Source organism: Paenibacillus sp. AK121, assembly GCF_019042715.1.
GTDB lineage: Bacteria > Bacillota > Bacilli > Paenibacillales > Paenibacillaceae > Paenibacillus > Paenibacillus polymyxa_C.
The window spans coordinates 85,005-103,810 of record NZ_JAHPJM010000006.1; the positions used below are offsets into that span (position 1 = coordinate 85,005).

General features: G+C 46.3%; 18 protein-coding genes, 1 tRNA gene and 1 riboswitch. Of the genes, 9 read left to right on the forward strand and 10 right to left on the reverse strand.

Translation table 11 applies throughout. The features are described 5' to 3' along the window. Positions 1-45: 45 nt before the first annotated feature. Together KSP24_RS12805 and KSP24_RS12810 are read right to left on the reverse strand one after the other, a co-directional pair. Positions 46-1,779 carry an ATP-binding protein gene (locus KSP24_RS12805; RefSeq protein ID WP_216975273.1) on the reverse strand — a complete coding sequence of 578 codons (1,734 nt, stop codon included), beginning with the start codon at positions 1,777-1,779 and terminating at the stop codon, positions 46-48. Further along, positions 1,776-2,222 carry a hypothetical protein gene (locus tag KSP24_RS12810; RefSeq protein WP_013372726.1) on the reverse strand — a complete coding sequence of 149 codons (447 nt, stop codon included), beginning with the start codon at positions 2,220-2,222 and terminating at the stop codon, positions 1,776-1,778. Before KSP24_RS12810 ends, KSP24_RS12805 begins: the two co-directional genes overlap by 4 nt. 45 nt (positions 2,223-2,267) lie before the next feature. Here KSP24_RS12810 and KSP24_RS12815 point away from each other — a divergent pair, with 45 nt between their 5' ends. Next, positions 2,268-2,972 (forward strand): response regulator, encoded by a 705-nt coding sequence (locus tag KSP24_RS12815; protein WP_216975274.1) that lies wholly within the window; start codon positions 2,268-2,270, stop codon positions 2,970-2,972. On the opposite strand, the gene KSP24_RS12820 is transcribed toward KSP24_RS12815, so the two are convergent. From KSP24_RS12820 to KSP24_RS12835, 4 genes are read right to left on the reverse strand one after another with little or no spacing between them, the layout of a single operon-like run. Beyond that, complete coding sequence (locus KSP24_RS12820) at positions 2,940-3,851, reverse strand: glycosyltransferase family A protein (protein ID WP_216975275.1); 912 nt, start codon at positions 3,849-3,851, stop codon at positions 2,940-2,942. The genes KSP24_RS12815 and KSP24_RS12820 overlap by 33 nt on opposite strands. After that, complete coding sequence (locus KSP24_RS12825; protein ID WP_013372729.1) at positions 3,811-5,037, reverse strand: glycosyltransferase family 4 protein; 1,227 nt, start codon at positions 5,035-5,037, stop codon at positions 3,811-3,813. Before KSP24_RS12825 ends, KSP24_RS12820 begins: the two co-directional genes overlap by 41 nt. Next, positions 5,021-6,286 carry a polysaccharide biosynthesis protein gene (locus tag KSP24_RS12830; protein WP_216975276.1) on the reverse strand — a complete coding sequence of 422 codons (1,266 nt, stop codon included), beginning with the start codon at positions 6,284-6,286 and terminating at the stop codon, positions 5,021-5,023. Before KSP24_RS12830 ends, KSP24_RS12825 begins: the two co-directional genes overlap by 17 nt. A 4-nt stretch (positions 6,287-6,290) precedes the next feature. Beyond that, entirely contained in the window at positions 6,291-7,412 is a 1,122-nt protein-coding gene (locus KSP24_RS12835) for a glycosyltransferase (RefSeq protein WP_013372731.1), read from the reverse strand. A gap of 399 nt (positions 7,413-7,811) precedes the next feature. Between KSP24_RS12835 and KSP24_RS12840 the strand changes: the two genes are divergently transcribed. From KSP24_RS12840 to thiE, 5 genes are all read left to right on the forward strand, one after another. Further along, on the forward strand, positions 7,812-9,533 hold the full coding sequence (locus tag KSP24_RS12840; RefSeq protein ID WP_216975277.1) for an NAD-dependent malic enzyme: 1,722 nt from the start codon (positions 7,812-7,814) through the stop codon (positions 9,531-9,533). A gap of 70 nt (positions 9,534-9,603) precedes the next feature. Then, positions 9,604-9,706: riboswitch (TPP riboswitch) on the forward strand. A gap of 132 nt (positions 9,707-9,838) precedes the next feature. Then, positions 9,839-10,528, forward strand: a complete 690-nt coding sequence (gene tenA, locus KSP24_RS12845) for a thiaminase II (RefSeq protein ID WP_216975278.1) — start codon at positions 9,839-9,841, stop codon at positions 10,526-10,528. A 25-nt stretch (positions 10,529-10,553) separates the two neighbouring features. Continuing rightward, positions 10,554-11,399, forward strand: coding sequence for a hydroxyethylthiazole kinase (gene thiM / locus KSP24_RS12850; protein ID WP_013372734.1), 846 nt, complete (start codon positions 10,554-10,556; stop codon positions 11,397-11,399). Continuing rightward, on the forward strand, positions 11,396-12,226 hold the full coding sequence (gene thiD, locus KSP24_RS12855) for a bifunctional hydroxymethylpyrimidine kinase/phosphomethylpyrimidine kinase (RefSeq protein ID WP_058830493.1): 831 nt from the start codon (positions 11,396-11,398) through the stop codon (positions 12,224-12,226). Before thiM ends, thiD begins: the two co-directional genes overlap by 4 nt. Further along, positions 12,223-12,912: a thiamine phosphate synthase gene (gene thiE, locus KSP24_RS12860; RefSeq protein WP_216975279.1), complete on the forward strand. Its 690-nt coding sequence runs from the start codon at positions 12,223-12,225 to the stop codon at positions 12,910-12,912. Before thiD ends, thiE begins: the two co-directional genes overlap by 4 nt. Positions 12,913-13,297: 385 nt before the next feature. Here thiE and KSP24_RS12865 read toward each other — a convergent pair whose 3' ends face one another. Then, a complete protein-coding gene (locus tag KSP24_RS12865) occupies positions 13,298-13,639 on the reverse strand; it encodes a winged helix-turn-helix transcriptional regulator (protein WP_193191184.1) in 342 nt (113 codons plus the stop codon). A gap of 104 nt (positions 13,640-13,743) precedes the next feature. Between KSP24_RS12865 and KSP24_RS12870 the strand changes: the two genes are divergently transcribed. After that, positions 13,744-14,655: an arginase family protein gene (locus KSP24_RS12870; RefSeq protein ID WP_216975280.1), complete on the forward strand. Its 912-nt coding sequence runs from the start codon at positions 13,744-13,746 to the stop codon at positions 14,653-14,655. 186 nt (positions 14,656-14,841) lie between these two features. Here KSP24_RS12870 and KSP24_RS12875 read toward each other — a convergent pair whose 3' ends face one another. Then, positions 14,842-15,810: a LacI family DNA-binding transcriptional regulator gene (locus tag KSP24_RS12875; protein ID WP_216975281.1), complete on the reverse strand. Its 969-nt coding sequence runs from the start codon at positions 15,808-15,810 to the stop codon at positions 14,842-14,844. 187 nt (positions 15,811-15,997) lie between these two features. On the opposite strand from KSP24_RS12875, the gene KSP24_RS12880 reads away from it, so the two are divergent. Beyond that, complete coding sequence (locus tag KSP24_RS12880; RefSeq protein WP_058710324.1) at positions 15,998-17,341, forward strand: 6-phospho-beta-glucosidase; 1,344 nt, start codon at positions 15,998-16,000, stop codon at positions 17,339-17,341. 207 nt (positions 17,342-17,548) lie between these two features. Here KSP24_RS12880 and KSP24_RS12885 read toward each other — a convergent pair. Further along, positions 17,549-17,622, reverse strand: a tRNA-Arg gene (locus KSP24_RS12885). Positions 17,623-17,796: 174 nt separating this feature from the next. Between KSP24_RS12885 and KSP24_RS12890 the strand changes: the two genes are divergently transcribed. Next, positions 17,797-18,090 (forward strand): magnetosome magnetite crystal formation protein family, encoded by a 294-nt coding sequence (locus KSP24_RS12890; RefSeq protein ID WP_016324668.1) that lies wholly within the window; start codon positions 17,797-17,799, stop codon positions 18,088-18,090. A 309-nt stretch (positions 18,091-18,399) separates the two neighbouring features. On the opposite strand, the gene KSP24_RS12895 is transcribed toward KSP24_RS12890, so the two are convergent. Then, positions 18,400-18,759: a hypothetical protein gene (locus KSP24_RS12895; protein WP_013372744.1), complete on the reverse strand. Its 360-nt coding sequence runs from the start codon at positions 18,757-18,759 to the stop codon at positions 18,400-18,402. Positions 18,760-18,806 lie beyond the last annotated feature (47 nt).

The window sequence follows — 18,806 nt, forward strand, 5'->3', positions numbered from 1 at the left end:
TCCCCCTCTCTTGAACTTCTTGTGTATCTGTTGGTTATCTAGGACCTATCTTCTCAAATGAACGATGGCCTGCAATCCCTGATCGGTATTACGCAGCTTTAAGCGACCACCTATAGTCTTCAGATATGCATCCATATGATACAGACTGAACGTATGCTCCTGCGCATTTTGGGAATAATCCGGCTGGAAATAGCTCCAACGCATCTTATCATCAATCCCGCCGCCTGTGTCTTCAATGATAATCATAATTTCAGCTTCCTCCAAGCGTGAGCTAACCTTAAGCATAAGAGATTGCCGCTTGGACCGCAGACCCGTTCGGCCCCGTTCCTGACCCTCTAGCTGCTCTCCATCTCGGTTCATGGCCTCTACTGCATTTTCCAGCAACCCCTGAATCGTTTTGTACAGCATAGGTGCTTGTGCTGCAATGGATGGAACTGGCTCTTGCCGCGTGATCACTTGAATGTGCTTCATATTCAGCGAACGGTTCGCCCATTTCAGTGATTCGGACAATACCTCGTTCATATCCGTGAAGCTAATTCCACTATTATCATGCATTTTCTCTTCCAGCTCATCACGTAAGCTACGGACACCTGTCAGTAACTCTCCAAGTGAGGATTCCTGTCTGAGACGGCCCTGGATGAAATTTTCATTCAGCTCGCGGAAATACTCCAGTTCCTCATGAGATGCTCCTTTTCCCTGACTGGAAGCCACTTCAAAGCGGTTGGCTAGATCTTGGTAAAATCCCAACAGCTTTAAATCATCGCCGCCCGTGAGACGGCTAGTCTGTTCTTGCAGCTCTTGCAGCTGCTGCTCAATCGTCTGCATTAACGGCAAATAATACGTGTCCTGCTGCTGTCGCATATCTTCATCCCGCCGCTGGTCACGCACTTGATTGTTCACGATGGCATCTTTCACAATCCGTTTGCGGAACTGGATGAGCATGGCCCACAGAATCATGAGTATTAGAGCCATCACCATCCACAACTGTTTGCGAAAGGAGCTAATTCGCTGGGCAGTGTCCTGACTAATATCCTTAACTGATATGTAAAGGGCCTCTTCCCCAATGCGGCTGAATCCTATTCCGTATTTCTCTCCACGATCTTCAACGATACCCGTATTGCCCTCCAGCAGCTTACGGGTTACACCCGTGATGTCCGTCCGGTTGATATCCGGAGTATTTCGGGAAGCTACGATCTTGAATTGACCGTTATAAAATAAAGTATCATGCTGATTCACCGGCTTACTTTTAATAATTCCACTAAGCATCTCAGCGTCAACCGTACGCACCATAAAACCGCCCGTCTGCGCCCCTTGAATCCTGCACGCTATGTACTGGGCAGGCTGATGATCCTCAGTCACAAAAGAGCTTATCGCACAACCATTTTGCAGCCACTTAATCTGCTGGACTGCACTCTTCATCTCACGATTGTCACGTCCGGCCATCACATGATACTGTTCATCCAGCACATAAAAAGACCCGCTTTCACGCTTAAACCCCTCAGCATACTGGCGTGTTCCCTGATTCAGTATCTCTCTGCCCAGACTGGACGACAGCTCTTTCAGTTCAGCCTGCCATGCGGCATAACGCTCCGTTATGCTGCCAGACAGTTCCTGTACCTCGTACTGGAGCTGCTCATTCTGAATCTCCGCCAACTGACCGCTGAATTGCCGCATGACAAACCATTGTAGCACAGCGGCCAAGAACACGGTCACACACAGGACGATCAGGTACAGGATCAGCTTTTGCCAGCTTGGTCTCAACAAAGCCCATTGCTTCATGCCCTGTCCCCTCCATTTTGTTCAAGACGGCTCAAAATTGCTTGCATCAGGCATTCCAGCTCGTAGCTGACCAGCGGTAGACGCGCGCATAGCAACCGGGGAGTGCGACGCTGGAGTGCGGCAAACCTCGCAGCGGTTTCCGTTGCCCCGTCCGTCAGCAGAATCAACTCGCATGTTTTTGCGATATACAGGCGATCCAAATCTTCCTCGCTGTATGCTCGCAAATCAACAACGTAAATATCATGACGGTCGTCCATATGCTGAAGTGCGCTGGAGACAGCCAAGGTCACCCCTGTATGTCGCGCAGCATGATATTCGTGAAGAAGACGCATCCCTTTTTCCCAGAGCGCATGTTCAGCCGAATCAAATCGTTCACAAAAAAGACGCAACGCCCGTTCTGTACTGACATCTTTCAAAAATGCCAAAACGCTGATATTATACATGTAGTTCCTCATTTCTTACTTCCTGATTGGAGTTGCGCAGTCCTTATGACATCCCAAAACATTCTATTTGTTGACGACAGTCCAATGGTTCTGTCCCTGCTTGAACGGACATTGATGCAAGAAACATTCACCTTACATACCGCTCACACGCCTAAAGAAGCCCTGCAAGTGCTAGAAAAGTATCCGATTGATGTAGTCGTTTCTGATCTGCTTATGCCTGGTTTGGACGGAATTACGTTCCTTCGTATGATTAAGAAGGATTATCCGCATATCGTACGCATCATTTTATCTGGTCACCTGCATACGCAGTCTATTTTATCGGCAATTAATCAAGTCGGCGTGTTCCGTTTTCTAACGAAACCGCTCGAGCTGGATGATGATACGCTAAAAAAGATACTGTATGAGGCGCTTGATCAGGCTAGGCTCAATCGAAATAACCTGTATGCAAACCAGAACGTCGCATCTGACCTATCGGTATTTATAAACAGCATTTTGAATGCTCCGTACCGACCGTATGTACTGCTGAATGATCAAGATATCGTAACTGCCGTACACATTGCACTTGCTGAGCTGTATCCTGTCGGCTGCTCACTGCGTCATCCTGACGGTGAAGGTATTCAGTTAACTCCGCATTCATTATATATACCGTATGAGGAGCCGGAATCTTCCGATCCCGACTTGTACTCGCTGGATACGCTGACCCTCGGTCATTCATCGTTACGCCTTATCCGCCTTAGCGAGATCGCCTGAGTGACGGGTGCCGCCCTTTAACATGGCGGCTACCCCAATCACAGTCAGGCAGGTATACATCCACAACATCCCCGCCGTCAGCAGCGGATGGCGGATGTAGTTTTTCACATTCCCCCATGTATACAACACCGGACGGAAGAAGTACCAACGTTCCAGCGTCTTTCGCAATCCGCCCTCTTCAGATGACATTGTACGATCCATTACCGAGAAGTAGTAGGCTTTTTTACGTAATACATCCTGCAGATATACCTGTTTTTCGTCATGATATACCCGTGTAAAAACCGCCCGGCGAATGACTCCGCCAGACTCTATATAGCGCAAGGTCGGCTGTATTTCTTCAAAAGCAATCTGCTCCGCATTGAATCCGCCTGTCGATTCGTAAGCGCTCATTCGCCAGAAGCGTGCTGCTTCAATGGAGCGTTTTCCCAAGGTCTCTCCCGCGTTGTTAATGACATTCCGCTCGAAAACTTTCACTTTGGAAAAAAAATTATTTGCTTCCGAATATGCCTCCTCTGGAACAACCAAGGCGCCAATATCTTGATGATTGTCAAAAAAGTCGATGCTCTGCTGAATCAGATGTTCGGCTAAAATCATATCGGAATCCAATACAAATATGTATTCAGCCCCCAAGTGTTTCGCTTCTTCAACCGCCCTGACCCTCGCAACTCCCCGCTCTCCATGAGGAAGCTCTAGTATCGTTACGGGTACCGAACTTCCTGCTGACAGCATACGAATCGTCTCAACCGTCCGGTCATTGGAGCCATCATCAGCAACTACAATATGCAGATCCTTGTAATTTTGCCCTAAACAGCTTCGCAAACAAGGCTCTATCGTACGTTCATTGTTGTACGTGGAGAAGAGAATGACCACTTTGTCCACTCTGTTCCGCCTCCTCTGCCCAATTCTCCATCAACTGCTCAAACGCGGCAGCTGTATGATCAAAATGGAATCTTAGCGCATATTGATACGCTCGCTCACGGATGGCCATGTAATCTTCGCCACCCTTTGCTGCTCTTTCCATTTGTTCAGATAATCCCCGAATATCGCCGTGAAAGCATAAATATCCGCTTTTTCCGAAATCCGTCGCATCCACCAGACCGGGTGAATTGCTGACAATACTGGGTGTTCCAACGGCTGCCGCTTCCGTAATCGTTAACCCCCAGCCTTCACGCAGGGAGGGAAACACAAGCGCATGGGCACGACTCATCAGCTCCAGCTTATGCTCTGCTGAAACAAATCCGTAAAAGGTAATATCGGCTTGGGATTGTCCTTGTTCATCCGGTTCTCCGTATGTCAATTCATACCGCTCTATAATCGGTAATAATTGTTCTGTCACATAGGTTTTATCGGTTTTTCCAGCAATCCATAACATAGCCTGGGGGAACTTTTCCTTGAGCTGCCCAAAGGCTTCAACGACCAGATCAATGCCTTTATATTTAACGAAGCGTCCGGCATACATAAAGGTCGGGTTAGACTCCTTCATTAAAAATTGTTCACGCGGCCAATGATCAAACTCAATGCCTTCCGGTAAAAGGTGAACACGATCCGGGTGAAAGCCCAGCTTTAGCAGATCATACCGGGTAGACGGGGATACGGTGAGCGTCCGATCCTTCCGAGCCAGCTTAAGCATCAGGGGCTCCATATGAAATCCAATCATATTTAGCGGAAATCGAGCATTTTCATACCATATTTCCCTTGTTAGCTGGTGTATGAAAAAGATCCGCTTGGATGCCTCCACCCAAAATCGGGTAAAGAACTGATGCGTATTCGCCTGATTAATTACATAGTCAATCTGCTGCCGATGAAGACGGTAATAGCGCATCGCATAATAAATAACACTGTATATGTTTCCTTTTCGAATATACGTAATACCGTCAATGACTTCATGCTCAGGCATCCCCTCAAATTGGGGTGAGAAATGAATGAACTGAAAACGGCCTTGCTGTGTGCGTTTTAGCATTTCATGGGTGAAAATTTCTGCTCCCCCGCTTTTCGGAGAACGAATGTCACGCCAGGAAAGCAATAGAACGACGGTTTTACCGTTCTGTTCAAGTATGGTATTCATGGGGTGAATCCCCCCTTATCTTTATTTTGAATAAATATATATAGGCATCTATCACAAAATAGAGAGACATTGCCCCATAAACAATGAACTCTGACAGCAAAAAATCTACTGGGTCTGTGTGAGACATATGAAAGGCTGCTACTAAAACAGCTGCTCCTGCTACCAGACTAAATATAAATTTGCGTCTGCCCACTAATACGTGCACATGCACAAAAAACATCACGATGGAAAATAGCCAGTACACCCACCCCCCCCATGGAATATAGACCTCAGCTGACTGGTAAGAAGCTCCGAATAATATGGGAATAGACGTTGGGAACACAAAGGTCGTGCCCACATATACACACAGCGCAGCAACAGCCATTAACCCAGCATAGATGGCAATTAACTTGCCCAAAGCCTGGTGGTCATGCCCCTGCGCACCGATCTTGGGAATAAAGGCCGCGATCAGGCTGTAGGAAACGTAATAGACCAATTGGCTGTACTTCAGCGCAATGGCATAGCTGCTGGCTTGCTCGGGAAAGTAATGCTGTACATACAACATGTCGATGGAGATACAAAATAGAATGAATAAATTCGTCATAAGGCTATCGGTAAAATCCTGACCTAGCGACTTCCATAACCCAGAAGGGATACGTTCTCCACTGTGTGTAGATAAGGATAAGCCACGAGCCGAAACGATCCAGCCGTGAAGCAGCGACAGCAACATTCCTCCGCAACTTGCCAACAGTAGCGCTTCCAGCTTTAAACCTAGTGCGGCCAGGACAAAAAACAGGCTCAGTTTCCCTAATACCTCAGTGTAATAATTCACATTGAGCGCTAGCATGCGTTCCCTACCCTGTAAATCTCCGCGACATGAACTCACGAGAATATGCAATCCGATCAAGGCATACAGCATGAACAGCGGGCCAGACTCAACACCCAATAGCGAGCGCAGCAACGGATAAACGGAAAGTAAAATGATCATGGCAAGCACAGTTAGCACTAGAGGTGCTTTTAGTAATAGAGAACCGAGCGGTAAGCTGCGTAGCGGAAGCTTCTTGTCACCCTTGGATACCAGCTTGGCGGTTAATAGCTGGATGGATAAGCCCAAAACGGACAGCAGTGCAAAGAGGGCCAGCAGCGCGTTCGCCTGACCATAGGCTTGTCCGGTAAGATACCAGCTCGCTGCAATGTGGAAGAAAAAATTAAATCCGTTAAGCAGCACATTAAAGAGGGGAAACATCAACGAACGCAGTCGGTTGTTCACGTGGTTATCTCACCCGCCGATCCAGTCGCCAAATCTCAATGATAGAGCGCAAAAAACGAATGGAATCTTTCCAGACATGAATGTGCGAGCCATCTCGGTCAATGCATTTGACGGGTAATTGCAGCACACGGAGCTGAAGTCGCTTGGCAATAAACATCATCTCCAGATCCAGCGCCAGTCCGAGTTGTTCCTTCAAATGTGGAAACATCCGCTTCACGGCAACCGAACTCATCACTTTAAGACCCGTCTGGGAATCTACCACACCTGTTGGTAAAAAGGGGCGAGAAACGACCCTTTTGCCAAAGCTGACGATAGATCGCAATAAAGAGCGATTCTCGGCGGTCATATCTTTGGTTCCAATCACAACATCATAGTAGCCCTGCTGAACAACATTAATCATTCTGGCAATGTCCTCAATAAAAAAGGAATCGTCCGCGTCCACAAATACGTAGTAATCCGCACCGATGGTCCGCATTCCTTCGAGATACGTCCCTGCCTTGCGCGTATTGCGTCCCAATTCCCTCGTTTGAAGCAGCGGACTCAGGTTCTGGTTAATCCGGTTTACGGACAAGTCCGTTGCCGCCTCCAGCGCTTTAATCAAGGCATTCGTGCCATCGTGACTACCATCATCAATGAGATAAATCGAACCCTCTATAATATGGCTGCGGATAAAGGTTTGCAGTCGCTCAGCAAAGGTTTTGACATGAACAAAACGTTTCTCTTCGTTATATACAGATAAGATGAATGCAACATGTTGGCTTTTGGTCGAATACTCGGGATAGAGCAAGCTTTGTATTTCAGAAATGATTTCTTCGGTATCATTGGCTTGCCAAAATAGCAGACGCAATCGGCCTACTCCGATAATTTGCACCATATGCTGATCACTGAACGGAAAGGTTACATCCGTCACCAATAGCAATGGCATTTGCGGAAATTGGCTACGGATCTGATTAGCTTTCCGCACGGCTTGCCCCGGCTCCCTATAATCAATCAGGCAGCAACATGCATCCTCGTAGACTGAAGCGGTCTCCGTGTCCTCGCACTGTATATATTGGTAAAAACAAATCACATTGGGATAATCAATAGCCCTGTTGTTATCGCTAAAAATGGCTATAGGTCCCTGCACACAAACCTCTCCTTTTCCTCCGAATAATTCTATTTTGTTGAAAAAGAATTAAAAATGTTTGCTTAGCAAGATTAAATTAATGTCCAAATACTTCATATTTTCTTAACAAAATAGCTCACATCCCTTGATATATAAACATTTAAGAGAAGAAAAATCTATTTTCATATTTGATAAAAACAGAGTATTTGGACCTGATTCATTAGGACTATAAACATGCGAATTACAAGATGAATCCGAAATTAAAATTAGTTCTATAGGATTAATAAGAAGATATATATATAAGGTCTTTTTGTCATAGATAAATAGAAGAATAAAACCAATTTGCATGTCCATACTATGGACAACATGTCATCTTTCATCATGAATAATTATCAAAATACAGGGAAAGAAGGTCTTTTTATGGAAGCATTCCATGTCAATCGTGATGGGTCATTATCTACTCCCTTACGAGGAAAGGACGTGCTAGCAAACCCTCTTTTGAACATAGGAGTGGCATTTACAGAAGAAGAACGCAAAGAACTGGGCCTGGAAGGAATTCTTCCTCCCACTGTCCTTTCATTGGAGAAACAGAGCGTTCGGGCATATCAGCAATTCTTGGCACAACCCACCATGCTGCGTAAAAATGCCTCACTTAACGACCTTCACAATCGAAATATCGTACTCTACTATCGACTGCTAACCGACCATTTGAGTGAAATGCTGCCCGTAGTCTACACACCGACTGTAGGAACCGCCATTCAAGAATACAGCCATGAGTACAACCGCCCTGGGGGCGTATATTTATCGATAGATAATCCGAACGGTATTGGACAGGCGTTTTATAATACCGGTTTGAGTAGTGAGGATGTTGACCTGATCGTCGTGACGGATTCGGAAAGTATTTTGGGGATTGGTGACTGGGGTGTCGGGGGAATTAACATTGCTATTGGCAAACTCGCTGTATATACAGCTGCGGCAGGCATTCACCCCGGGCGGGTGCTGCCCATTGTACTGGATGTCGGCACGAATAACGAGAAGCTGCTGAATGATCCCCTGTACATCGGAAACCGCCATAAACGAGTTCGCGGGGAAGCCTATAATCAATTTATTGATACCTTTATCAGCAAAACGTTAACACAATTCCCGAAGGCGCTTTTGCATTGGGAGGATGTGGGTAGCGTGAACGCACGACACATTATAGGGAAGTACGGTCAAAACATTCTCACCTTCAATGATGATATCCAGGGCACAGGAGCAGTGACATTAGCTGCGATTGTTTCGGCGGTAGGTGTCACCAAAACTCCGCTACGTGAACAAAAAATACTTGTCTTTGGTCCAGGGGCAGCAGGAATCGGTAACGCCGACCAAATACGGGGTGCAATGATCGAGGACGGGCTTCCTGAAGAAGATTCATTCAAGGCATTTTGGGCCTATGATTATCGTGGACTATTAACAGACGATATGGAAGATGTACTGGATTATCAGAAACCATATGTGCGTAAAAAGGAAGAAATCAGCTCATGGGCCCGATCGGAAGATGATAAAATACCGTTGCTGGAGGTCATTCGTCAGGTAAAACCCACAATCTTGATTGGAACTTCCGGTGTAGCGGGTGCCTTTTCTGAGGAGATTATCAAGGAAATGGCAAAGCATGTGGAACGGCCGATCATTATGCCCATGTCTAATCCTACCAACCTTGCTGAAGCGGTACCTGAAGATTTGATACGGTGGACTGATGGCAAAGCATTGATTGCTACTGGAAGTCCCTTCGACCCCGTCACCTATAACGGTACGAAGTTTGAAATTGGACAGGCGAATAATGCCTTTGTCTTCCCGGGGCTAGGTCTGGGCGCAATTGTGGTCAAGGCCAAAAGAATTACCCCTTCTATGTTTACCGCAGCAGCTGATGCCGTTGCCAACGCCGTAGATTCGAATGAACTTGGCGGTGCACTGCTGCCCCATATCCGAAAATTACGTGATGTTTCGTTCGCGGTTGCGGTTGCGGTAGCGAAAGCTGCAATTCAGGATCAGGTAGCTCAGGCACACATTTCAGATATTGAACAAGCCATTCGGGATGCGATGTGGAAACCGGAATATGTAAGGGTCAAAGCCGTGGAAAGTGTAATCCAGCACCCTCATTAATCCTTGACCGGAATCAAAGCAGTTTGACATAACCTAGGAACGAATGTACAGTATTAGTCAAAAGAATAGGAAAGTCCACTAGGGGAGCCACTATGGCTGAGACAAGAATGAATCTTGGACCCTTTGAACCTGATCTAGTTCGTACTAGCGTAGGAAAGTGGAGCCTTCGTATATAAGGTTTCAGGTGTTTTGCGCATTGAACCTATGTTGAAGTCGCTCCAGTTTTCGGGGCGGCTTTTTGGTGTTGTTCCGAGAATTGTATCTTACGGGACTTCTTGTTCTCCATTTTTATTGGAGGTGGGGAAATGAGTTTTTCGCAAGAACTTCGTCGGCAGGCGGATGGCATTTTTCAAGCCATTTATGAGCATCCCTTTGTGAGAGGTATTGCTGAAGGAAATTTAACAAGGGAGCAGCTGATTCACTATGTAAAACAAGACTTTGAATATTTGAACGCCTACATGCGGATTTACGGCATCGCGATCTCCAAAAGCACAAGCCGGGAGGATATGGCTGTATTTAACGAACAGATCTCTTTTATTCTCAACAGCGAGGTTCATCCGCATCAAAACTTTTGTGCTATCGCAGGTGTCACCTATGAAGAGATGCAGGGATATCCACTCGCTCCGTCCGCTCATCATTATATCCGCCATATGCTGACAGTCGCACATGAAGGTAGTCTTGGAGAAATCATGGCCGTGCTGCTGCCATGTCCATGGACATATCTTGAGATTGGGCGCAGGCTAATGGATGAGGTAAGACCGGACGAGTCTCATCCATTCTATGAATGGATTTGTTTCTATGGAAACCAGATTGAAGATGTAACATCCAAATATCGCGAGCGTGTGGATGCTTGGGCGAATGTCGCCACGGCTGCCGAGCAAGCTCGGATGATTGAGCATTTTATGCTAAGCTGCCAGCTGGAATATATGTTCTGGGATATGGCTTATAAGCAGGAACAATGGCCCGTCCAGATGCGCGCTACGGTCTTGGAATAATCAGTAGAGATGAGAGAGGATAAACATGATGAGTATATGGGAACAAAGTTATTCGGATCTCCTGACAAAGGTACAAAATAGCAACCCCCTCGTTCATAATATAACCAATGTGGTGGTCACCAACTTTACAGCCAACGGCCTGTATGCGCTGGGCGCTTCCCCGGTGATGGCTTATGCACCCGAGGAAGTAGCAGATATGGCAAAAATAGCGGGCGCCGTCGTGTTAAATATCGGTACGCTGAACCGCGAGCTGGTAGATGCCATGATCATTGCTGGACAATCAGCGAATGCTCATGGTGTTCCAGTTCTGCTGGATCCGGTTGGTGCGGGAGCGACGAGCTTTAGAACCGAGTCAGCACTGCGGATCCTAAAAGAAGTAAAAATCTCACTAGTGCGAGGCAATGCAGCCGAAGTCGCCCATCTAATCGGAGAAGTCCGAGAGATTAAAGGGGTAGATGCAGGCAACAGTGCTGACAGCAGTAATGTCGATCTGGCAGTTCGGGCTGCACAAACGCTCCATACCATGGTTGTCATCACTGGAAAAGAGGACGTCATCACCGATGGGGTCGAAGTACGATTGATTAGTGGCGGAGACGCGCTGCTTACGAAGGTAACCGGAACAGGCTGCCTGCTGACCTCTGTGTTGGGTGCGTTTGCAGCAATTGAACCCAACCTGCTGCTCGCAGGTACAGCAGGTTTGGCATTTTACGGTGCAGCAGCTTCCCGAGCCGCAGCACATACCGCAAAACTGGGGCCAGGCAGCTTCCAGATAGCCTTTCTCGACGAGCTTGCCAAACTACATACTGGTTCCCTGGAGGGGCATGTCACGATCCGTGAAGCTGGAACAAGTACAACAGGTGGTGCGCGATGAGAGACGTGCATGTACCGAGAGCGCTGACGATTGCCGGTTCAGACAGCGGCGGCGGAGCTGGAATTCAAGCCGATCTCAAAACCTTTCAGGAGCTTGGCGTATACGGCATGTCGGCTATTACAGCCATTACGGTACAAAATACCTTGGGAGTTCACGGTGTATATCCGTTGCCACAGGAAGCAACAGCGCAGCAAATCGAAGCTGTAGGATCAGATCTTGGAGTCGATGCCCTGAAGACTGGCATGCTGTTTGACGCGGGCATCATTCGCCTTGTGGCCGAGCAGATTCGAAAGTTCGGCTGGGAAAAGGTTGTCGTCGATCCTGTAATGATTGCCAAAGGGGGCGCAAAGCTGTTGCAACCGGAAGCGGTGCAGGCTTTGAACGACGACCTGCTCCCCTTGGCCCTGGTCGTCACACCAAATATCCCGGAAGCGGAAGCCTTAACCGGGATAAGCATTCGTACGATGAAGGATCGCCGCGAAGCTGCGAGACATATTAGCAGCCTAGGACCCAAGTTCGTTGTGATCAAAGGTGGCCATGATGAGGAGAGCGAAAACAGCGGTCAAGTTGTTGACCTGCTCTTTGACGGAACAGCCTTCACCGAGCTGGGCGGCAAGCGGGTGCGAACTGTCCACACACACGGAACAGGATGTACGTTCTCAGCAGCGATTACCGCTGAATTAGGGAAAGGCGTGTCTGTACCGGAAGCTATTTTGAATGGAAGAGCCTTCATTCAGGCGGCGATTGAAGATACGTTGTATCTGGGCCAGGGACACGGTCCAACCAATCATTGGGCCTACCGCCGTCGTCAGGAGATACTCCAATGAGCGGCCGAATATTACCTGAGATCATGCGGCGGCATTTACAGATGTATCTGGTTGTTGGAAGCGTGAACTGCCTCGCGGAACCAAGTCGGGTCGTGCAGGAGGCTCTTGCTGGCGGTACCACCATGATCCAGTTCCGGGAAAAGGGCCGTAGCGCGTTAACAGGGGTTCCTATGCTCGAACTTGCGCGTCAGCTACAAGATCTGTGCCACCATGCTGGTATCCCCTTTATCGTCAATGACGATGTGGAGCTGGCTCTTGAGCTCAATGCCGACGGCGTCCATATCGGTCAGGACGATGAATCGGCTGATTCTGTGCGTACGCGGATCGGAAACCGAATCCTTGGCGTCTCCGCCCATACGATTGAGGAAGCTCGTCGAGCCATTCTGCAAGGTGCGGACTACCTCGGCGTCGGCCCCATCTATCCCACCATCTCAAAGGATGATGCTCATGCGGTGCAGGGTCCAGCCATTTTGCATGAGATGCGCAAAGCGGGAATTGATCTGCCCATCGTCGGGATCGGTGGCATTACGATAGACCGTGTGGAGGAAGTGGTAAGTGCGGGTGCCGATGGTGTAGCGGTGATTTCGGCTGTGACGCAGGCAAAACAGATTCGAGCTGCTGCAGAGGAACTAAAGAAAAAGGTAGTGCTAAGCATCAACCATCCGGGGATGTCTCCAAAACTATAAAGTGCCTTTAATAGTTCACGCAAGAGCCTCATTTACACTAATAAAGTAGAGATGAGGCTCTGTATTGTCATAAATTTAATCTTTTACAGCTTGAATTCTTGTGTTCTTTTTCTCAGCAATAAGTAATCCTAGCAAAATGTACCCCCTGTACAATATCCCCATGAACAGAACAATACCAACGATTGAAACAAGAATAAGTAGAATATTCGCTACAAATAAAATAATTGCCATAGTCAAAATATCACATCCCCCAAATGATACTGATTTTTAAGCGTTCCTACCCCCAGTGCACTTGAGCTCGTTGAATACATGATTAACTATAAATATATGTCAATCGTCTTTTCTAATATTCGTATAACATTCTAAAGCAATTAAAAAACGAAACTTAATTATATTGATTTTTGGTTCCCCATTCACATAACCCTTCCAAAACAGGCAATAGTGTTTCCGCTTTTTCTGTAAGACTGTACTCAACTTTAGGTGGAACTTGGGGGTACTCTTTCCGATTCACCAGACCATCCGCTTCCAATTCTTTTAGCTGTGAACTCAATGTTTTATAAGTAATAGCTCCGATTTGTCTTTTCATATCATTAAAGCGAACCACTTGGTTTTCGGCCAGAAGATAAATAATAACCATTTTCCATTTACCACCAATAACTGACACTGTATAACCAAAAGGTGTATCTTGAATGTTTTTAACTTTACCTTTAAATTCAGCCATACTCATATTCACACTATCCTTTCGGGTAGTACCTATCAAATTAGTGCGTACTACGTTTTTATTTGCGTTCAGTTTATACTAACCGTAATTTGAAGTAAAGGAGAGAAAATATGACTAAAACAATACGCCTGTTAATGCCGCAGTGGCAAGGAGGAAACAATCCTAACTACTCTTTTGGCGCCGAACTGCTGGCCTGGCTAGCCCCAGACAATGCTCAACCCCTTATTCAAGTTCCAGTTCAAGCTTATGATGGAACTCCACTTGTCAACGAGAACGGTATGTATGGGAGAAAACAGCTACTTGAACAATTAGAGGCTGCTCAACATATCATTGACGCTCATAAGCCAGATCGCATAGTAATGTTTGGTGGTGACTGCTTAGTCGAGCAAGCCCCATTTGCCTATTTAAACGAACGATACGGCGGAGAATTAGGATTAATTTGGATTGATGCTCACAGTGATTTAGTTAGATATGTAGGCTATGATAACGGACATACATTACCGCTTGGTAACCTTTTGGGAGAAGGAGATGAGGAGTTCGCAAAACATGTGAAAATTCCTCTTAAACCTGAAAATGTCTTTATCGCTGGATTATCAGCTCCTACAGAAGAAGAAACAAAAGCATTTTCAGAGACATTTCAAAGGTTAGGTGTTACCACTACAGAAACAGATACTGAAGTAATTCAAAGATTAGGGATTCGAACTGCTGGGACCCAAGAGTTAACGACCAGTACCGAATCAATAAAAGAGTGGATTAAAGAAAGCGGTATCAAGCACCTGGCGATTCACCTTGATTTAGATGTACTTGATCCAAAAGCATTTCGTTCTTTATTATTCGCCAACCCTGAAGCTCCCTATAATCTTTCTCCTGCGGGAACCATGCAAATACCTCAACTACTTCATCTGATTAAAGAACTATCTGAAGAAACTGATGTAGTTGGGTTAGGTATAACCGAACATATGCCGTGGGATTCCATTAACTTGAAAAATCTGCTTGAGGAAATACCTATTTTAAATAATTAATTCTACTTACGAACTGTGCATTTATTCTGACGTTAATTTCGTAATGGAATTATGAGAGACCGATGAATTAGAGTACGTGCAAAGAAGGACTCCTCTGGAATTTATTCTATTATGGAGTCCCTTTTTTTATTTACTAATCCCTGAATAGCACACCGATAACCACAACGAAAAAGAATAACCAGGATATTAGGTGGTCGCTCGCTCTACTAATTTGAATTCCAAAGGATGTAATTCTTCATGAACCCCCTCAAGGGCATTTCGAATCATGATGAATGCATTTTCCGCTTGTTTGTCAATCGGGTAATGAATGGTGGTTAAATCAAGCAAATGCGAAATTTCGATGTTATCAAAGCCCACCACTGCAACATCATTTGGTACAGAAACACCGAGCCTACGTGCTTCAGTCAAAAGCCCTGCAGCCAAATAATCGGTAGAACAAGCGAAGGCATCAGGCTTATTGGGCTGTTCGCTCCACCAGTGAGCAATTTGTTCACCCGCTTCCATTGAATTTAAATCATAAAAATGCGGGAAGGCATCAGCGTTCAAATCATATTTTTTGCAAAAATCATGATAAGCCCGTATGCGCTCCTTCGTATTCAGTCCCCTCATATTCCCGTATACATTCACAATGCTGCGGTAGCCTCTGGCATACAGATGCTCCAGCGCAAGCATGTACCCCTGATACTGATCCATAAATACAGACGGGATTGCATCAATGTTTACACGCTGCCACGTCACAATTGGACCATATTTGGTATAGTGTTCAATCACGCTCCATTCATTGACGCGAATCATACAGACCAAGGCGTCCAGTTGCTTTCTCCGCAGCATTTCCAGTGCTTCAAGCTCCCGCTCCTTCTCTCCATTCGTAATAAATAGTGCCATATTAAAACCATGCTCCTGAGCATAGGTTGTAAATCCACGCACAAATGAACCCAATGAATCATTAAAAGAAATTGAAATAATTCCTATGAGCTTGGTCATGCCCTTTTTTAATGAAACCGCATTCAAATTAGGTACATAATCCAGTCGGTCTATGACCTCCTGTACACGCTGCCTTGTCGGTTCACTTACGTACGGATGGTTATTAATGACACGGGACACCGTTGCCGAGGATACGCCCGCCAGCTTTGCAATTTCATGAATATTTGCCACATTTCTCACCTCGTTCTTTCTATTTTAGCATGTTCGTGTTTAGCATGTTCGTGGTCCCGTCCCTACAATTGTCACCTTCCCCAAATAAGTTTTTTAAAAGCGCTTGACCTGTAATGCATTACAGGGATTACAGTGAATTTGAGCTTAAGAAAGCGGTTTTAAAAAACATACTCAGGAGGCACTAACCATGAAAAAAGGCATAAAGATCGCAACCATTGGCGGAGGCTCCAGCTATACACCAGAATTAGTAGAAGGCTTTATCAAACGCTATGCAGAGCTTCCCATTCGGGAATTATGGCTGGTAGATATTGAGGCAGGACGCGAAAAGCTGGAGATCGTGGGGGCCATGGCCCAACGGATGGTGAAGGCCGCAGGCATTGATTGTGAAGTACATTTGACACTGGATCGTCGGGAAGCCTTGAAGGGTGCCGATTTTGTCACAACACAATTTCGGGTAGGCTTGCTGGAAGCCCGGATTAAGGACGAAAGTATTCCGTTAAAACACGGCATGATCGGTCAAGAAACTAATGGGGCTGGCGGGATGTTCAAAGCTTTTCGTACCATCCCCGTTATCCTCAGTATCGTTGAAGATATGAAAGAACTGTGTCCGAATGCATGGTTGATTAACTTCACCAACCCTGCGGGTATGGTCACCGAAGCGGTACTTCGTTATGGTAAGTGGGATAAAGTCATCGGATTATGTAATGTTCCAATCGGCGCGATCAAGAGTGCATCGGCTGTACTGGACAAATCGGAAGAAGAGCTGTTCTTTAAATTTGCAGGAATTAACCACCTTCATTGGCACAAAGTTTATGACAAAACCGGAGAAGAATTAACAGAGCAAGTCATCGAAGGATTGTACGCACCTGGTGCAAAACCGGAGAAGGTTGTTGAAAATATTAAGAACATGCGCTTCCTGTATGATCAGGTTCGTCAATTGAAAATGCTGCCTTGTCCTTACCATCGGTATTACTACATGACCGACAACATGCTCAAGGAAGAATTAGAGGAGGCCAAAAACGAAGGAACTCGGGGCCAAGTCGTCAAACGTCTGGAAGAAAGTTTGTTTGAATTGTACAAAGACCCGAATCTGGATTACAAACCAGAGGAATTATCCAAACGCGGCGGTGCACATTACAGCGATGCTGCCTGTGAAATCATTAATTCCATTTATAACAACAAAGGCACTTTGATGGTGGTTAGTACACGTAACAATGGTGCGATTGATGATGTCCCTTATGATAGCGCCATCGAAGTAACCAGTGTCATTCGCGCGCATGGTGCAGAGCCTGTAAACTTTGGCAAATTCCCACCAGCACAGCGGGGACTGCTGCAAGTCATGAAGGCGATGGAAGAGCTGACCATTGAAGCGGCGGTCACTGGTGACTATGCGACAGCACTGCAAGCCTTCACCCTGAATCCGCTCGTTCCAAGCGGGGATATCGCCCAAACCGTACTGGATGAATTGCTGGAAGCACACAAAGAACATTTGCCGCAATTCTTTGCTCATAAGGAGAAGGCGACAGTATAAAAACAGAATCAATCATACTGCCGGGATACAAAAAAGCTTCCTACATGTAGGAAGCTTTTGCTATACGTCCCAGGAGGGATACTCTCCCTACGGTCGAGACTGCGAAGTTTATGCTAACGATGCTTAGCTCCGACGTCCCCCCAAGGGGTTCTCATCCCACTGGAACACAAAAAATCTTCCTAATATTGAATTAGGAAGATTTTGCTACGTCCCAGGAGGGATTCGAACCCCCGACCGACGGCTTAGAAGGCCGTTGCTCTATCCAGCTGAGCTACTGGGACAAGATGACAATCAATAAAACCTTATGTATTCAGTGCATTAATTATTATATCACATTTTGACCAACTGTCAAAAGCATTTTTTCATTATACAGGAAAGCAGGCTGCAAAAGGAATCATTTGGACGCTAACGGGGTATTATGTACAAAGAACGATGCCAAAAAGGAGGGGTGATCCGTGAGAGGCCTTTTGTCTTCACTTTGTTATTTCAGCATTTTTTTCGCACCTTTTCTGGTGCCGGTCATTGTGTGGATCGCAGTCCGGGATGAATATGTTCAGGGACACGCGAAAAAAGCCATTTTATCGCACATTTTCCCCATTATTGCGGCGATTCCGCTAGTGTATTTTATTATCACTGCCAATCATGCAGGTTCAGTTATCGGGTTTGTACTGCTATTTGTAGTGGTCTATCTCGGCGTTTTTGTTTATAACATCTACAAAGGGATCATGACGCTGCGTGAAGCGGCCTAATTCTAAAAGAAGCCTCCCATATTCGCAAATCTGACGAATACGGAGGCTTCTTTGGGATCAACTTTGATGAGTTGCTTTAGTTCACTGGTAGCTTATTTATTCCCAAAGCGTTTAGGACTTCTGCGTACTTCATGTCTTACGTTTTTCTCCAGCACTTCTTCCGCGAACTCATTGTTATGAATATAACTGCTGCCTTTGTTTTTCTTATACTTCGCTTTGCCGTCTATGATTTCCCCCTCCTTTCACGCTGATCCGGTGATGGCGCCGGTGCCCAAATCAACAAAAGCCGAGGTATAGTACACCATATTCTCATGTCCCGAACTCCTTGGCAAACTCTGTACTAAGCTGCCCATAGGAAAGCAATTCCCTTTTGAATTTTTCCCGTTCCTCACCAGCGGTAATGTGCGTAGAGTCAGTAAAAGCCTTGTCGGTCACTTCCTCAAATGCCGAATGCAGATTATTGTCGTACCAATCCAGCTCCAGATCGGCATCATTGCGGATGATCCTTACCATGTCATAGTCAGGCTGACCATCCTTCTGATTCGTGGCTGTGATATAAACCAGCAGCTCCGGGTCATCTGCGGCACCGGGACGCACTTCTACCTCAGCGCAGCGCACTCCGTCAAGTTCAGTGAAGCGGCGTATTTTGGCATCCTTGATGTAGTACATTGTCTCCCTCCTTCCTCACGAGTAAACGGGTTGCCCCATCTGTAGTT

Excerpts from the sequence above, each read along its gene's own strand:
- KSP24_RS12805 (WP_216975273.1), bottom strand. The coding sequence starts at position 1,779 with ATGAAGCAATGGGCTTTGTTGAGACCAAGCTGGCAAAAGCTGATCCTG.
- KSP24_RS12810 (WP_013372726.1), bottom strand. The coding sequence starts at position 2,222 with ATGTATAATATCAGCGTTTTGGCATTTTTGAAAGATGTCAGTACAGAA.
- KSP24_RS12815 (WP_216975274.1), top strand. The coding sequence starts at position 2,268 with ATGACATCCCAAAACATTCTATTTGTTGACGACAGTCCAATGGTTCTG.
- KSP24_RS12825 (WP_013372729.1), bottom strand. The coding sequence starts at position 5,037 with ATGAATACCATACTTGAACAGAACGGTAAAACCGTCGTTCTATTGCTT.
- KSP24_RS12840 (WP_216975277.1), top strand. The coding sequence starts at position 7,812 with ATGGAAGCATTCCATGTCAATCGTGATGGGTCATTATCTACTCCCTTA.
- tenA (WP_216975278.1), top strand. The coding sequence starts at position 9,839 with ATGAGTTTTTCGCAAGAACTTCGTCGGCAGGCGGATGGCATTTTTCAA.
- thiM (WP_013372734.1), top strand. The coding sequence starts at position 10,554 with ATGATGAGTATATGGGAACAAAGTTATTCGGATCTCCTGACAAAGGTA.
- thiD (WP_058830493.1), top strand. The coding sequence starts at position 11,396 with ATGAGAGACGTGCATGTACCGAGAGCGCTGACGATTGCCGGTTCAGAC.
- thiE (WP_216975279.1), top strand. The coding sequence starts at position 12,223 with ATGAGCGGCCGAATATTACCTGAGATCATGCGGCGGCATTTACAGATG.
- KSP24_RS12865 (WP_193191184.1), bottom strand. The coding sequence starts at position 13,639 with ATGAGTATGGCTGAATTTAAAGGTAAAGTTAAAAACATTCAAGATACA.
- KSP24_RS12870 (WP_216975280.1), top strand. The coding sequence starts at position 13,744 with ATGACTAAAACAATACGCCTGTTAATGCCGCAGTGGCAAGGAGGAAAC.
- KSP24_RS12880 (WP_058710324.1), top strand. The coding sequence starts at position 15,998 with ATGAAAAAAGGCATAAAGATCGCAACCATTGGCGGAGGCTCCAGCTAT.
- KSP24_RS12895 (WP_013372744.1), bottom strand. The coding sequence starts at position 18,759 with ATGTACTACATCAAGGATGCCAAAATACGCCGCTTCACTGAACTTGAC.